Annotated in this window: 11 protein-coding genes; 5 read left to right on the plus strand and 6 right to left on the minus strand. The window is 57.3% G+C overall.

Annotation, left to right across the window (positions count from 1 at the left end):
* Position 1 precedes the first annotated feature (1 nt).
* From I5192_RS01930 to I5192_RS01940, 3 genes are read left to right on the plus strand one after another with little or no spacing between them, the layout of a single operon-like run.
* Positions 2-1,546 (plus strand): trimethylamine methyltransferase family protein, encoded by a 1,545-nt coding sequence (locus I5192_RS01930; protein WP_223117629.1) that lies wholly within the window; start codon positions 2-4, stop codon positions 1,544-1,546.
* The gene (locus I5192_RS01935; protein WP_170404600.1) at positions 1,547-2,230 is read left to right on the plus strand and encodes a TetR/AcrR family transcriptional regulator; all 684 of its coding nucleotides are present in this window, start codon (positions 1,547-1,549) and stop codon (positions 2,228-2,230) included.
* Positions 2,217-3,521 carry an FAD-binding oxidoreductase gene (locus tag I5192_RS01940; protein ID WP_223117630.1) on the plus strand — a complete coding sequence of 435 codons (1,305 nt, stop codon included), beginning with the start codon at positions 2,217-2,219 and terminating at the stop codon, positions 3,519-3,521. Before I5192_RS01935 ends, I5192_RS01940 begins: the two co-directional genes overlap by 14 nt.
* On the opposite strand, the gene I5192_RS01945 is transcribed toward I5192_RS01940, so the two are convergent.
* A complete protein-coding gene (locus I5192_RS01945) occupies positions 3,518-6,913 on the minus strand; it encodes an indolepyruvate ferredoxin oxidoreductase family protein (protein ID WP_223117631.1) in 3,396 nt (1,131 codons plus the stop codon). The genes I5192_RS01940 and I5192_RS01945 overlap by 4 nt on opposite strands.
* A gap of 146 nt (positions 6,914-7,059) precedes the next feature.
* On the opposite strand from I5192_RS01945, the gene I5192_RS01950 reads away from it, so the two are divergent.
* Positions 7,060-7,521, plus strand: coding sequence for an Lrp/AsnC family transcriptional regulator (locus I5192_RS01950; protein ID WP_170397624.1), 462 nt, complete (start codon positions 7,060-7,062; stop codon positions 7,519-7,521).
* Between the two features lie 3 nt (positions 7,522-7,524).
* On the opposite strand, the gene I5192_RS01955 is transcribed toward I5192_RS01950, so the two are convergent.
* Positions 7,525-7,914 carry a DUF3307 domain-containing protein gene (locus tag I5192_RS01955; RefSeq protein WP_223117632.1) on the minus strand — a complete coding sequence of 130 codons (390 nt, stop codon included), beginning with the start codon at positions 7,912-7,914 and terminating at the stop codon, positions 7,525-7,527.
* Positions 7,915-8,083: 169 nt separating this feature from the next.
* On the opposite strand from I5192_RS01955, the gene I5192_RS01960 reads away from it, so the two are divergent.
* Positions 8,084-11,125: an ABC transporter transmembrane domain-containing protein gene (locus I5192_RS01960; RefSeq protein ID WP_170511501.1), complete on the plus strand. Its 3,042-nt coding sequence runs from the start codon at positions 8,084-8,086 to the stop codon at positions 11,123-11,125.
* Positions 11,126-11,148: 23 nt separating this feature from the next.
* Here the strand turns inward: I5192_RS01960 and I5192_RS01965 are convergent, their stop codons facing one another.
* The 4 genes from I5192_RS01965 to pcaD all read right to left on the minus strand — a co-directional run bounded on the left by I5192_RS01965 (position 11,149) and on the right by pcaD (position 15,225).
* Positions 11,149-12,381, minus strand: a complete 1,233-nt coding sequence (locus I5192_RS01965; protein WP_223117633.1) for a mandelate racemase/muconate lactonizing enzyme family protein — start codon at positions 12,379-12,381, stop codon at positions 11,149-11,151.
* A gap of 21 nt (positions 12,382-12,402) precedes the next feature.
* The gene (locus I5192_RS01970; protein ID WP_223117634.1) at positions 12,403-13,497 is read right to left on the minus strand and encodes a Zn-dependent alcohol dehydrogenase; all 1,095 of its coding nucleotides are present in this window, start codon (positions 13,495-13,497) and stop codon (positions 12,403-12,405) included.
* 214 nt (positions 13,498-13,711) lie between these two features.
* Complete coding sequence (locus I5192_RS01975) at positions 13,712-14,425, minus strand: alpha/beta fold hydrolase (RefSeq protein ID WP_170397608.1); 714 nt, start codon at positions 14,423-14,425, stop codon at positions 13,712-13,714.
* 11 nt (positions 14,426-14,436) lie between these two features.
* Positions 14,437-15,225, minus strand: coding sequence for a 3-oxoadipate enol-lactonase (pcaD, locus tag I5192_RS01980; RefSeq protein WP_223117635.1), 789 nt, complete (start codon positions 15,223-15,225; stop codon positions 14,437-14,439).
* Between the last annotated feature and the right edge of the window lie 40 nt (positions 15,226-15,265).

Here is a 15,265-nt window from a genome sequence, read left to right on the forward strand (position 1 = left end):
CATGTCGGACTTGGGCCAAAGACGCCGACGGCGCGGGCGCGGGACCGATTCCGCCCCGCAATCTAGTCGCGAGGTGAATTATCGCCAATTGCGCAATCCGTTTCCACAGATGGAAGTGTTCCCGACGGATCAGATTGCAGATATGCACGACAACGCATTGCGCACACTGGAAGAGTTGGGCGTGAAAGTTCTATTGCCCGAAGCGCGGCGAATCTACGCGCAGGGTGGCGCCCGCGTGGATGAAGACAGCGAAATGGTCTTCATCGGGCGGGATATGGTTGAGGCTGCGGTGGCCTCAGCTCCGAAATCCATCGCCTGCCGGGCGGGCGCTCGGCACCGGGATTTCACTTTGGAGCTGGGCTCTTTGGTGTTCCAACCCGGCGCTGGCGCTCCAAACGCGACCGATCTGGAACGCGGTCGGCGGCCAGCGAGTGGGCAGGATTATCTGGAGTTCCTAAAGCTCACTCATCACTTTGATGTCTTCCAGATGATCTCACCGCAGGTCGAACCGCAGGACGTGCCAACCAATGTGCGGCACTATTTCACCACACAAGCGCAGATGGAGCTGACGGATAAGTTCCCGTTCTTCTTCTCGCGAGGCGCGCCGCAAGTGATGGACTGCTTCGAGATGCTCTCGACGGCGCGAGGTCTGTCTGACAAGGAGTTCCGCGCTAACGCCCATTGTTACACGATTATCAACACCAACAGCCCGCGGACGCTGGATATTCCAATGGCTCAGGGGCTGATCGACTTTGCGCGCCATGGTCAGATGTCGATCATCACACCCTTTACCCTGATGGGCGCAATGGCTCCGATCACGGTGGCCGGGGCCATCACGCTGTCCCATGCCGAGGCGCTTGCGGCCTTGACGCTGACCCAGCTTACCAACCCCGGTGCGCCGGTGTGCTATGGGACCTTTACCAGCAATGTCGACATGAAATCAGGGGCGCCTGCATTCGGGACACCCTCGCATTTTCAGGCGTCTTTGGCGGCGGGCCAGTTGGCCCGGTATCTAGGCCTGCCCTGGCGGTCTGCGGCGGGGTCTGCGGCAAATATCAACGACGTTCAGGCCGCCAATGAAAACCAGTTCGGCCTGTGGGGCTGCCTGATGGCCGGGGCTACGGTGATCATTCATTCGGCCGGATGGCTCGAAGGTGGCCTGACCGTATCTTTCGAGAAGATGATCTGCGATGCCGAAGTGTTGAACATGGTGGCCGAGCTTTGTGCAGGGGCACAGGCCAATGGTGCAGAGATCGGGTTTGATACTGCGCTGAGCGAGGTTGAACCCAGCGGACATTTCTTCGCCACGAGCCAGACAATGGAGCGCTATAATACCGCATTTTATGAGCCGCACCTGCATGATTACGCAAATTTTGGCACCTGGACCGAGCGTGGCGCGATCGACGCCAACCATCGCGCGACCGGTGTATGGAAGGAAATCCTGGCAAATTTCAAAGCACCGGCATCAGATACGGATCGCCTTGGTGCGTTGAAGGATTTCATAGCGCGCCGTACAGAAGAGGGCGGCGCACCGCCGGAGAGTTGAATGAGCACCAAACCCATCCTGCACAGGGACGATCCCGAAGCTGAGCCACTGATTGGTAACGTCAAGGTCACGCGCGATGATTGGCTGAACGTGGCCATGGACGTCCTGATTTCGGACGGGGTCGAGCAGGTGAAAGTCATGAACCTTGCCGAGCGGATGGCGGTCTCGCGCTCATCATTCTACTGGTACTTCAAGTCGCGGCAGGAATTACTGGATGCGCTGCTGGCGCGATGGCAGGCGACAAATACGGCGGCCTTGATCGCTCAATCCGAATTGCCTGCTGAAACGATCACGGCTGCGGTTTGCAATGTTCAGCGCTGCGTTGTGAATACCGAACTATTTGATACGGCGCTTGATTTTGCTGTGCGGGATTGGGCACGAAGATCGGGAAAGGTGCGGCGTATGCTGGACCAGTCCGATGCCCGTCGCCTGGCCGCGCTGCGCGCGATGTTCATCCGGTTCAACTATGATGAGACCGAGGCAGAGACGCGGGCGCGGGTGCTATATTATATGCAGATCGGATATGATCTGGCGCAGTTAAACGAACCATTGGCGATCAGGCTGTCGATGGTTCCACACTACCTTTATGTTTTTACAGGGGTCGAACCGCGACCCGAGGAAATCACCGAATTCAGCGCGTATGCGAAACGTTTCTGGGAAGGGGCAGGACATGAACCAACCTGACGCAATCATCATTGGCACCGGTGTGATCGGAGCCGCCATCGCGTTCGAGATGTCCAAGGCCGGTTGGAAAACTCTGTCGTTGGATCGCAATGCGCAGGTTGGGCATGGCTCGACCGCAGGCTCTTGCGCGATAATTCGGATGCATTATTCGACCCTCGATGGAACCGCGTTCGCCTGGGAAGGCTATCACTATTGGCGTGATTGGGCGAACTATCTGGGCTTGCCCGACACAGCCGATTTGGCGCAGTTTCGTGAGACCGGGTGTTTGGTCGTCAAGACCGAGGCCAATGGGTTTCTTGAGAAACATAAGAAATACAGCGCCGAACTGGATTGTCCGTTTGAAGAATGGGCACCTGAGCGGATTACCGAACGTCTGCCGATCTATTCTCTGGACAGCTTTGCCCCGGCGCGGCGCATGGATGATCCGGAGTTCGGCCAACCGAACGGAGATCGGATTCAGGGCGCAGTATTCTGGCCGAAAGCAGGTTATGTGACCGATCCGGCCTTGTCGGCGCAAAACCTGATGGATGCCGCCAAGCTGCATGGTGCCGAAGTGCGAACAGGCGCAGACGTACGTGAAATCCTGTCGCAGCAGGGGCGCGTCGCAGGTGTCAGGCTTGCCTCTGGTGAAGAAATCCACGCCAAAGTAGTGGTGAATGTTGCCGGTCCCGGGTCAGCGCTTGTCAACGAAATGGCCGGGGTTCTGGGCGACATGACAATTCGGACCCGCCCGCTGCGGCAGGAGGTGGTGCATGTACCCGCGCCCGAAGGATTTGATTTCGAAACGCAAGGAACAATTGTCTCGGATAGTGATATCGCGCTGTATTGCCGTCCAGAACATGGCAATCATATTCTGATCGGTTCCGAGGATCCGGCATGTGATCCGCATCAATGGTGCGAAGATGATGTAAGCTATAACCACGATTTTACGGATCAATGGACCACGCAGGCCATGCGTTATGCCCAGCGGGTCCCGAGCTTGGGGATACCCTCCAGAACCCGTGGGGTGGTGGATTTGTATGATGCCTCGACTGACTGGATTCCGATCTATGACAAGTCCAGCCTGCCGGGGTTTTACATGGCCTGCGGCACCAGCGGTAACCAATACAAGAACGCGCCGATTGCGGGCAAAATGATGGCTGCGCTGATCGACTACGTCGAAGGCGGTGCGGATCATGACGACAAGCCGATGCAGTTTGAACTGCCTTACATTGGACGCACAATCGACACCGGTTTCTATTCCCGCAAGCGACCGGTCAATACCGATAGCAGTTTCTCGGTGCTTGGTTAACGCGCCATCGCGCGCGCCTTCTCATAGCTTTCTTCCCGTACTGGACCGAAACCGCGTATCTGGTCCGCAGCTGACAGCACGTCCAGCCACTCGGCCTCGGAATGGGCGGAGGGGTTTGTCAGATACATGTCCAACAGCGATTGGTACCAGTTTAGGATATCTCGATGCAGTCGCGCTTCGGAGTGATAGCCGAAGGGGTTCAGGACCGAGCCGCGCAAACCACGTAGACGGGACAGTCCCCGCAGAACCGGACGCATCCATGGGCCCAGTGCAACCTTGAGGGGGCGGCCCCGTTCGTCTTTGCGCCAGCTGAGCATTGGCGGGGCGAAATGGTAACTGGTTTTGAAATCTCCCTCGAATTGTTGCTTCAGTTCGTTGTCGAAGTTTTGGGACGTTTGCAGCCGGGCCACTTCGAACTCGTCCTTATAGGCCGTGAAGCGGAACAGGTTACGGGCTACGGATTCTAGAATATCGTCGGATATTTTCGGGTTCGACGCGCGGATTGCTTCAATCTGTTGCGCATAGCGATCCGCATATGCGGCATCCTGATAATCTGTCAAAAACGCCACCCGACGCGCAATCACCTGATCCAAGGTGCCGTTTGCCTCTTCGGGTAGTGCCAGCCCGTGAATGCGGTCGGGGTCAGCCGCCAGACAACGCCCAAGAGCAAAGGCCAGCCGGTTTTTTTCGACGGCAACACCGTTCAGCAAGATGGCCTGAGCCAATGCAAGATGCGACACCGGAACCAGCTCGTTTTGCCATGCATAACCCAGCAAAATGACGTTGGCGAAGACGGAATCCCCCAGTAGCGCCTCAGCTATTGCATTTGCGTCAAGGCTGGCGAGATTGTCCACCCCAACCACATCTGCGATCGCCTGTTCCCGCTTATCGACCCGCAATTGGGCATCGCGACGCAGGACAAGATCGCCGGTGGGCATCTCAGCCCTGTTCAGCACAACGCGTGTCCCGCGGGCATAATGAGCTGAGGCTTTGGGGGCCGAACTCACCACCACATCACAGCCAATCACCGCATCCGCAGCGCCTTGATCTATGCGTACTTGGTTAAGCGCATCCGGAGCTGCGCCAAGGCGGATATAACTGAGTACCGTGCCGAATTTCTGCGCAAATCCGGTGAAATCCAGGACCGAGGCACCTTTGCCTTCCAGATGCGCGGCCATAGTGATCAGGGCCCCAACCGTGACAACCCCAGTGCCACCCACGCCTGTCACAAGCAGATCAAACGGTGTGTCCAAAGATGGAAGCTTTGGGTCCGGCAGGCCTGTTTCAAGCGCATTGAAGTCCATTTCGATGGCGCGCTTTCGTCGGGTTGCGCCCTCAACGGTCACAAAACTCGGACAGAACCCGTTCAAGCACGAAAAATCCTTGTTGCACGAACTTAGATTGATCTTGCGCTTGCGCCCCAGCGGGGTTTCTCGCGGCTCAACGCTCAGGCAATTCGATGCCACCGAACAATCGCCGCAACCTTCGCAGACAAGATCATTGATCCAGACGAACGTCGAGGGGTCCTCCATTGTCCCACGCTTGCGGCGGCGGCGTTTCTCGGTGGCGCAGGTCTGTTCATAGATCAGGACCGTGACTCCGGGTATGTCGCGCAGTTCGCGTTGCAGGCTGTCCATCTTTGCCCGGTCGTGGAATGTGGTGCCAGCCGGGAAATCGGATCGGTGAAACTTGGCAATGTTGTCCGAGACCAGCGCGATCCGCGCAACGCCTTCAGCCCGGCAGGTTTGGGCAATGCCTGCAACGCTGACAGGTCCATCCACTGGTTGCCCTCCGGTCATTGCGACCGCATCATTGTAGAGGATTTTATAGGTGATATTTGTCCCTGCCGCGACCGCCTGACGGATCGCGAGTGATCCAGAATGGTACCACGTCCCTTCGCCAAGGTTCTGGAAGATATGCTTTCCGCCATTGAATTGTGAGGCCACCACATGGGGTACGCCTTCGCCTCCCATCTGTGCATACCCGACCGTCTCGCGATCCATCCAAGATGCCATTACGTGGCAACCAATGCCGCTGGCAGCGGTAGAGCCTTCTGGAACTTTGGTTGATGTATTGTGCGGGCAGCCCGAGCAGAAATAGGGTGTCCGTGTTGCGCCCGGGACGTTGATCACGGGCGGTTCTGTCTCAGTCAGTGCACGCGCTTTGGCAGGCAGGTTTTCTTCAGGGAAGAACGTGTTAAGTCGGGCGGCAACAATAGGGGCCAGCATCAAAGGGCTGAGTTCCCCGGTCCATGGGATCAGCGGTTCGCCATGGCTGTCATATTTACCTACCATCTTATGGGGTTTGTCGCCGGGCCAGTCATAGAAATATTCTTTGAATTGGCTTTCGATGATGCCGCGCTTTTCCTCGACGACCAGAACCTCGGCCTTGCCTTTCACAAAGCGCAACGCGTTGCGACGGGCCAGCGGCCAGACCATGCCAACCTTGTAGATGTCGATCCCCAAGCGGCGACAGGCGGCTTCATCAAGGTCCAGCAAACGCAGCGCCTCCATGAGATCGAGGTGCCCCTTGCCGGTGGTCACGAAGCCGAACTTCGCACTGTCGATGTCATAAATACGCCGGTCGATGGGGTTTGCTTCGGCAAAGGCCCGAACGGCGCGCAACTTGCGTTGGATGCGGGTCTCGATCTCGGGCGAGGGCAAATCGGCGGTGCGGACGTGCAAACCGAGTTCGGGCAAGTCGATCTGCGGCAGGGAAAAGCTGCGATCCGGGTGCAGATCGACGGACCGTGCGCTTTCGACCGTTTCCGAGACCGCCTTGAACCCGACCCACGTGCCTGAGAAACGGGACAGAGTGAACCCGTACTCGCCGAATTCCAAATATTCCTCGACCGAGGCTGGGTTCAATGTCGGCATGAACCACGACATGAAGGCCACATCCGACTGATGCGGCATCGAAGAACTGACGCAACCATGATCATCGCCTGCCACGACCAGCACGCCACCTTTTGGCGCAGACCCATATGCATTCCCGTGTTTCAATGCATCGCCTGATCGGTCGACACCGGGGCCTTTACCGTACCACATCGAAAAGATGCCCTCGACCTCGCAATGCGGGTCCAAAATGGCCTGTTGCGCACCCAGAACCGCCGTTGCGCCGAGGTCTTCGTTCACGGCGGGCATGAACGTGATGCGATCCGTCTTCAGCCGGTCCTTTGCGCGCCATAGCTCAAGATCCAGCCCGCCCAGTGGCGATCCGCGATAGCCCGAGACAAACCCCGCCGTGTTCAGCCCGGCCTGACGGTCGCGTCGGGCCTGGTCCATCATAATCCGCGCCAAGGCTTGCGTGCCTGTTAGAAAAACCCGGCCCTGCGTCAGGGTATAGCGGTCTTCAAGCCGATAGGTGCGGGGGGAGGGTTCGTGGTGGCTCATTGCTGCGCGTCCATGGGTTTTTGTCTTTGGTGTTCGGTTATTTTAACCCCCCGCAGGTGAATTTCTGTTTCAGAGTTTGTGCGAGTTCTGCAAAATATGATAGGATTTACCAGATTTAGTTATATTTACGGATGAATCTTTCCAAGATGACTACTCTTGATGATCGGGACCACCGCATTCTGACGCTGCTTCAAAATGACAGCCGGGTTTCAAACGCCGAATTGGCAGATGCAGTCGGCATGTCAGCCTCCGCGCTATGGCGCCGGGTGCGCGCGCTGGAAGAGGCTGGGGTGATCGAACGGTACGGCGCTTTGGTGAACCCTGCCGAGATGGGGTTGACGTTCGAAGCAATCGTGCATGTTCACCTGACCCGGCATGACCCGGACAAGATTGTCGACTTCATCCGGGCCGTCGAGATCAGCCCCGAAGTGCAGGAATGCTACGCCACGACTGGTCAGGCCGATTATCATCTGCGTGTCTTGTGCAGGAATCTGTCTGCTTACAACACGTTTCTGGAAGATTTCTTGTTTCGATTGCCCGCCGTCGCCAGCGCGCAAACGAATGTCGTGCTGCGGACGATCAAGCGGAACCGACCGGTGGTACCCTGAAGCTTAAGCCGCGAAAGCCACCCAAGCCCAGGCCATGCCAATATAAGTAAGGTTGTGAAACAACTGATCCAGACCAGCGGCACGCCAAAAAGCGGCCTGATTGGGTTGCAACTGTTTGCGGTCAGAATAGTTGGCTTTGGCAAAGTCGATGTGGAAATGCACGATCCATTCCAACGCAGCGATGATCAGTATGAATTCAATCGGGGCGCGAAAGAGCGCGAAAATCACGACCGAACCCACAACATGCACAGCAGCATGTTGCGCGCGCCCCATGTGGAAATACGTGCCTCGCCCGGAAAGCATCTTGGGCGTCTGTAAAAAATAGTCGGCGAACATGTGTTTGATCTGAAGCAGGCACAGCAACAGAAACACAGCGCCAAAGCTGGCAGGCAAATGAATCCTCCCGATATCGTCCTGAATCAGGAGATTAGGGGGTAAACGCGAAACGCGCAAATGAACTTGTTCACACAACGCAAATTAGGCGCAAATCGGAAATTCATTTGCGTCCGAGGATACGATTGCGGTAAATTCGGCCCGTTGTATTCACGCCAAAATCAGTGATTTGAGCGGCGGATCGTTAGTAGGGGCGGGTTCAATAGAACGATCGATCTTTCAGTTCATCTGGAAATACTCGAAGCGCGACCAGTTGATTTTGCTGGCCGTGACGTCGACCTTGTTTCCTTTGCTTTACCTGACGTTGGAGCTGCCCAAGCGCATCATCAATGACGCAATCGGCGCGACAAGTCAGATTGTCGATGTCTGGGGTTATAGCCTGACGCAGACCACTTTTCTGATGATCCTGTGCTTTGCCTTTCTGGCTGCGGTGCTGGCGCACGGGCTGATGAAGATGCGTATCAACACCATGAAGGGTGTTCTGAGCGAGCGTATGCTGCGTCGCTTTCGCTATCAGTTGATCAACCGCGCGCTTCGCTTCCCACAACCATATTTTGAGCGGGTCAGTCAGGGCGAAATGGTCTCGATGATAACCGCTGAAAGCGAACCGATGGGTGGGCTGATGGGGGATGCGATCAGTCAGCCCGTGCTGCAGGCCGGACAAATGATCACGATCCTGTCCTTTCTGTTCCTCCAAAGCGTTTGGTTCGGACTGGCCGCGGTGGCGTTGATCCCGCTGCAGGCCTGGTTGATCCCGCGATTGCAACGCCAGATCAATCTTCTGAACAAGAAGCGCATTCAAGAGGTCCGCGTTTTGGCTGCCCAGATCGGCGAGAACGCTGCCGGTGCTTCGACCCTGCGCGCCAATGGCGGTTGGCGTTATCGGCGGGCGATGATCTCGGATCAGCTGGGGCGCCTGTTCGCCATCCGCTTTGAGATCTATCAGAAGAAGTTCTTTATGAAGTTCATCAACAACTTCATATCGCAGCTGACGCCATTCATGTTCTACCTTGTCGGTGGCCTGCTGGTGTTGCAGGGGTCTGTTTCGCTGGGTGCTCTGGTGGCTGCGCTGGCGGCTTACAAAGACTTGAGCTCACCCTGGAAAGAACTGCTGACCTATTATAATCAAACGCAGGACATGTCGCTGCGATGGGATGTTGTGATTGATCGTTTCGCACCGGATGGAATGATTGATGAGGCCCTGTTTGACGGAGAGCCAGCGGATCGTCCACATCTGAATGGCGATATCGTACTGAATCAAGTCTCGGTTCGTGATATCGACGGCAATCAGGTTTTGGATGATCTGGACCTGACGTTCCCAGCAGGTAAAACTGTCGGCATTTCGGCCACCAGCGAGGAAGATCGCCATGCGCTGACCGAGTTGCTGACCCGCGAGATTCTGCCAACCTCTGGCCGTATTGAAATCGGCGGCATCAATATGGCTGGCCTGCATCAAAGCGTTGTTGCCCAACGAATAGGTCTAGCAACCTCGCGCCCCATAATGTTTCAGGGCACGTTGGGTGAAAATGTGATGATGCCGATGCGGTCACATCCATTGTCCAAGTCCACCGAGGATCCGGATTTCCCCGAGACGCTGAGGGCAGGCAATAGTGCTGATCCATTCAACGCCGAATGGCTTGACCCCGGAATGGCGGGTTTTGACGATACGGCGCGGCTGCGCGATTGGTGGCTGAAACTGATCGATGGCATGGGCTCGGGCGCGGCGTTGTTTCAGCGCGGTGCCGAGCAGGTGTTTGATGCGAATGAGCGCCCGGAACTGGCAGCAAAGCTGGTCGAATTGCGCCCTCGGGTTCAGAAGGCGGTGCGCGAGGCCGGGCTTGATCAGCAGGCGCTGATTTTCGATCGCTGCGCGTATAACCCTGCGCTACCCGTTGCTGAGAACCTGTTGTTTGCCACCCCCTGCGTTCCGGTGACGCGACAATTGCTGGCACAGCAGACCGTGTTTCTGGGCCAGTTGCGCGAGTTGGGGTTGGATGAAACCCTGATCAGCCTGACACGCGACGTAATTGAGATGCTGCGCCAGATATTTGGGCTTGATGGAACAGATCATCCTTTGTTTCGCAAGCTGGGGCTTGAGGCCCAGACCTACGAGGCCGCGGTTGAATTGGTCGAGCAAACCCGGAAGGAAGGCGCAAACGGGCTGGATGACGAACAATTGGCTAGCTTGCTTTCGGTGCCATTTGTGATCTCGGCCGAGCAGATTGGCCCGGCGTTTTCGGATGAGCTGAAGAACCGCATTCTTGAGCTTCGCCACAGCCATTCGGCCAAATTGCTGGAACCCTTGCACGATGTATTCGTCCCGTTGGATGAAGATGCCTTTGCACCCGGTTTGACGGTCATGGAAAACGCACTGTTTGGCAAGGTCAGCCAGATCGGCGGTGCGCGGACCGACGAGGCGCGCAAACTGATCGTCGATGTTCTGGCCGAGAACGGGGCGCGACCGATGGTGGTGGAACTGATCTATGATGTTCCGGTCTCGATTGGCGGCCAGAACTTGCCTGCGGTATTTGCCGAACCACTGGCCTTTACCCGCGCTGCGATCAAAAAGCCGGATATTCTGATCCTGGAAACCGCGCTTGCCAGCTATGATATGGAGACACAGGTCGCAGTTTATAAAAATCTGCGTGAATTGCTGCCCGAAACTACTGTAATCTATCTAAATGATGCGTTCGAAAATCCAGATGTTTTCGACATGTATGTTGAAATCCGTCAGGGCCGGGTCGTGACGGGTGAAGGCCCAACCGACGTCGACGGCGACGGTGCGGCGTCTGCCGATCTGGTACGCAAATTGCGTGCGCTTGAGCAGACCCCGTTGTTCTCTGGGCTCGACCGTCGCCAGCTTCGACTGCTGGCCTTTGGTGCGCGCTGGTTCGAAGCGAAACCTGGCCAGGTGGTGTTTCTGAAGGATGATCAGCCAACCGATGGCGCCTATGTCATCCTTGAGGGCGAGGCAGGATTGTACCTGCCGCGTTCGGGCGAGGCCGATCAACTGATCACTACGGTTGGTGCGGGCGCGTTGGTGGGAGAGCTGGGGTTGATCCGAAAAGAGCCTCGGGCGTTGAGCATGGTGGCTGAAACGGAACTGTCCTGCCTACGGATCGGTGAAGAGGAATTTCTGGCGGTCGTCGAGAACGATGCAGCCACAGCCTTTAAACTGTTGCAGGTCATCGCGGGGTATGTCTCGAACTGATCGGCTTGCTCGCCTGTCGATTGTTACCCTTCGGTTGCGGGTGCACCGCCTTGAAACGCATTCCCATTTGCATAGTCACATGGGGTTTCCTGCATCTGTAGGTGCAGCCCGTTACCTTTGTAGGGATGGGCTCGGGCAAGGCCTTCATCGACTTCGATACCAAGGCCGGGCTCGATCGGAGGAGTGACGAACCCCTTCTCGACGCGGATGCTTCCCTTTATCAGTTGATCGTGGAATGGGGTCTCGATGCTTTCAAGCAGCAGCAGGTTCGGGATCGACGCCGCCAGATGAATATTCGCCGCCCACTCGATCGGTCCCGCATACAGATGGGGTGCCATCTGGGCGTTGAAAACCTCGGCCATCGCGGCGACTTTCTTCATCTCCCAGATACCACCAGCGCGTCCCAACGCAGGCTGAAGGATTTCGGCGGCCCCGGCGCGCAGGACCGCGCCAAATTCCGCTTTGGTTGTCATCCGTTCACCGGTCGCGACAGGGATACGGACATTGCGCGCCACACGGGCCATATCCTCGATCATGTCGGGGGGTGTGGGTTCTTCGAACCACAGCGGCGAAAAGGGTTCCAGCGCTTGGCCCAGACGTATAGCTCCGGCTGTGTTGAACTGGCCATGAGTACCGAACAGCAGATCGGCCTTGGCTCCAACTGCCTCACGGATCGCTTTGCAAAACGCTATCGACATTGAGATATCGGACATCGCGGGCATGTGCCCGCCGCGGATTGTATAAGGCCCGGCGGGATCAAACTTGACGGCGGTATAGCCGCGCCGGACCATTTCAGCAGCACTTTCTCCGGCCTGCTCAGGTGAAGTCCAGAAGTCCGTCAGGTTATGCTGAGGAAGTGGGTAGAGATAGGTGTACGCCCGGATACGGTCGTTCATCCGCCCACCCAGCAGCGCATAGACCGGACGATCACGATCCTTGCCCAAAATGTCCCAGCAGGCAATTTCGAGCCCTGAGAACGCACCCATGACGGTCAGGTCTGGTCGCTGAGTGAAGCCGCTGGAATAGGCGCGGCGGAACATCAACTCGATATTCTCGGGGTTTTCGCCCTGCATGTGCCGTTCGAATACATCGCGAATGACATGGGTCATGGCTTCGGGACCAACCGAGGACGCGTAGCATTCCCCCCAACCGATCACGCCCGTATCCGTGGTGACCTTGACCAAAATCCAATAGCGCCCACCCCAACCCGGTGCCGGAGGCGCGGTGACAATGACATCGAGATCTTGCAGTTTCATCGGGTGTTCCTTTTGCGGGGTTCAGTCGCGATCAAACAAGATTACATTGCGTTTGGCCGCACCGGACTTGGTGTCTTCGATGGCCTCATTGATCTGTGACAGGGTCCAGCGACCCGAGATCAACTCGTCCAGTTTCAGCCGCCCCTGTTCATACAGATCGATCATCCACGGGATGTCGCGCTGGATCACTACATCGCCCATTTTTGAGCCCACCATGCCCTGGCCAAGCGCGGCCAGCACGACGGGTTCGTAGCTGGACATGTCACCAGAATGGGGCATCCCGATCATGATCGCCTTGCCGCCCCGACCAAGGTAACGCGGGGCCTGATCATAGGCCGGGATTGCACCAACAGTAATCAAGACGGCGTCTGCGCCACGTCCGCCCAGCGCCTTGTAGGCGGCTTTCCACGGCTCTTTCTGGCTGGCCAAAACACCATGGGTCGCGCCGAACTCCATTGCGATATCCAGCTTATCCTGTGTCATATCGACCCCAACGATACGGCGAGCTCCGGCAATACGTGCGCCTTGGATTGCGTTCAAGCCGACGCCCCCGGCGCCGATGACAACCACGTCCTGCCCGGGGCGAAGCTGGGCGGCGTTGACCGCTGCGCCAACACCGGTGATCACCCCGCAAGACAGCAGGCTGGCAAGGTCCTTGGGCAGGGTCTCAGGTATGCGGACGATCTGTCGGTGGCTGACAACTACCTTTTCGGCAAAGGCCCCGCATGCCATGGCCTGTTCCAGCGCATCACCGTCGGCAGTCTGCAGCGGACCTTTCACCGTGTCATAAGGTGTTTCACAAATGGTGGGCATGCCACCGGCACAGGACGGGCAGGACCCGCAGGCGCGGATCAAGGTTACCACAACGGGATCACCAAGTTTGAAATCCCCTGCGCCTTCACCAACAGCAGAAACGATGCCAGCCGCTTCGTGCCCGTAAACCGCGGGCAAGTGGCCGCCCCATGCGCCGCTTGCAAAGGAAATGTCCGAATGGCAAATCGCCACTGCATCCAGCGTGACCTCGACCTCGCCCATGCCGGGTGGTGCAATCAGGATGTCTTCGATGACCAGAGGTTCGCCGAAGGCCCGGCATACGGCTGCTTTGATGGTTTGCATGTGTTTTCCCGCTCCCTAACGGGATCACGGTGACCCGTCCCGGCGGGACCTGCAAGGTGGAAACCGTCACGGATGTGTCGTTGTTCTGCCAAAGTGGGGTAGACGCAAAAGAATCCACCTATTGATAAGCATTGTGTGGGTCATCGGTTCAGTGTGCGACAACCAAACAGATCGGCGCACGGCGTATCGGGGTCGGGACATCGACGGTGGCTGGCTACATTCGTTGCGAGATCTGGTGCATCAACCCGGCAAGATGCTCAGGATGCGAAAAAAACGGCGAGTGAGAGCTGTCTATCGTAAGGTGCATATCAGGGTCCGCGCAGCCCGCCATCTCGGCCTGATATTCGGTCGGAACGATTCGGTCATCGGTAGTTCTGATGTACCCTTTTGGAACGCGCGCGAAGTTATCTCCGACGTCTAGGGGGGTAGTCTGCGGTGCAATCGCCTGGGGGCACAGGCGCGCGAATGCATAGGCAACCACCTCGCGCGCGCAGTCGTGATAAAGCAGGTCGTGCACCTGATCCGGTACCACCGAATACGACAACCCGTCGCCGGATACTTCGACGGCATTTCCGATCAGTTGGCGTGGGGCTCGTTTGCGCATTTCGACCATAGATAGCCCGGATTTCGGAACATAGGCACTTAGATAAATCACACCTCGCATGGCGTTCGGGTCGGTCTCGGCAGCCGCACTTACGGGATATCCACCCCACGAGTGCCCTAAGATGATGGTCTTTGGTGTCGAAGCCTTTAGCACGGCATCTCTGCACGTTCCAAGGGTGACATCGCGGATAGGCGTCGGGTCCGAGCCGTGGCTTGGCATATCGATGGCGCGGGCGGTATGTCCGAAAGTGGTCAGTTCCGGGATCAGATCGCGCCAGCACCAGGCACCGTGCCAAGAGCCATGTACAAGCAAGAAATCTGCCAACAATCCCTCCTTCAAATATGTCCGATCTCGGTCAGAAAATCACCAATCAATTGGGCAAAGTCCTGAGGGCGCTCGACGCAGGGCAGGTGGCCTGCCTTTCGGATCAGCGCAAAGCGTGAACCAGGGATCAGATCGACCGTTTCGCGCACCAGATCGGGCGGGGTTGAGCCGTCTTCGCTGCCCGCAATCCCCAAGGTCGGCAGGCGCAATCCGCTGGTTGGCGTATAGAAATCGGTGCCCGAGATTGCAGCGCAGCAGCCCAGATAGCCTTCGACCGGTTGTCGGACCATCATGTTGCGCCAAAGCGTCATCTCGGCGCTGGCGCGAAATGATTTCGAGAACCACCGATCCATGGTGGCATCCGCCAGTGCCTCGATCCCGCCGGTACGGACAGCATCCATACGCTGCTGCCACATCTTGGGAGTGCCGATCTTGGCGGCCGTATTCGACAGCACCAGCGCGCGGATCTGATCCATACGCTTGACCGCCAGGCCCTGCGCAATCATGCCACTGACGGACAGACCCACGAATACGCAATCCTTGACCTCTAGATAATCCAGCAATTGCTCGGCGTCGCGCACCAGATTTCCCATGGAATAGGGCGCTGAGGGTGCTGATGACAATCCGTGCCCGCGTTTGTCGTACCTAATGATGCGCAGGCCTTTGGGCAGTAGCGGCAATATCGGGTCCCACAGCCGCATATCTGTGCCCAGTGAATTAGCAAACACGATGGGGGCGCCAGCGTCGTCGCCATCAATTCGGTAATGTATCCGAACATCTTTGAGGTCAGCGATATGCATGTTTAGCGTCCCCGTCTGCTCAGGGTTTCCGTTAAAACGA

This window comes from Ruegeria sp. SCSIO 43209 (assembly GCF_019904295.1).
Lineage (GTDB): Bacteria > Pseudomonadota > Alphaproteobacteria > Rhodobacterales > Rhodobacteraceae > Ruegeria.

What these genes read in the sequence shown, in the direction of transcription:
- pcaD (WP_223117635.1), bottom strand. Translation starts at nt 15,225, where the DNA reads ATGCATATCGCTGACCTCAAAGATGTTCGGATACATTACCGAATTGAT.
- I5192_RS01945 (WP_223117631.1), bottom strand. Translation starts at nt 6,913, where the DNA reads ATGAGCCACCACGAACCCTCCCCCCGCACCTATCGGCTTGAAGACCGC.
- I5192_RS01950 (WP_170397624.1), top strand. Translation starts at nt 7,060, where the DNA reads ATGACTACTCTTGATGATCGGGACCACCGCATTCTGACGCTGCTTCAA.
- I5192_RS01940 (WP_223117630.1), top strand. Translation starts at nt 2,217, where the DNA reads ATGAACCAACCTGACGCAATCATCATTGGCACCGGTGTGATCGGAGCC.
- I5192_RS01965 (WP_223117633.1), bottom strand. Translation starts at nt 12,381, where the DNA reads ATGAAACTGCAAGATCTCGATGTCATTGTCACCGCGCCTCCGGCACCG.
- I5192_RS01935 (WP_170404600.1), top strand. Translation starts at nt 1,547, where the DNA reads ATGAGCACCAAACCCATCCTGCACAGGGACGATCCCGAAGCTGAGCCA.
- I5192_RS01930 (WP_223117629.1), top strand. Translation starts at nt 2, where the DNA reads ATGTCGGACTTGGGCCAAAGACGCCGACGGCGCGGGCGCGGGACCGAT.
- I5192_RS01970 (WP_223117634.1), bottom strand. Translation starts at nt 13,497, where the DNA reads ATGCAAACCATCAAAGCAGCCGTATGCCGGGCCTTCGGCGAACCTCTG.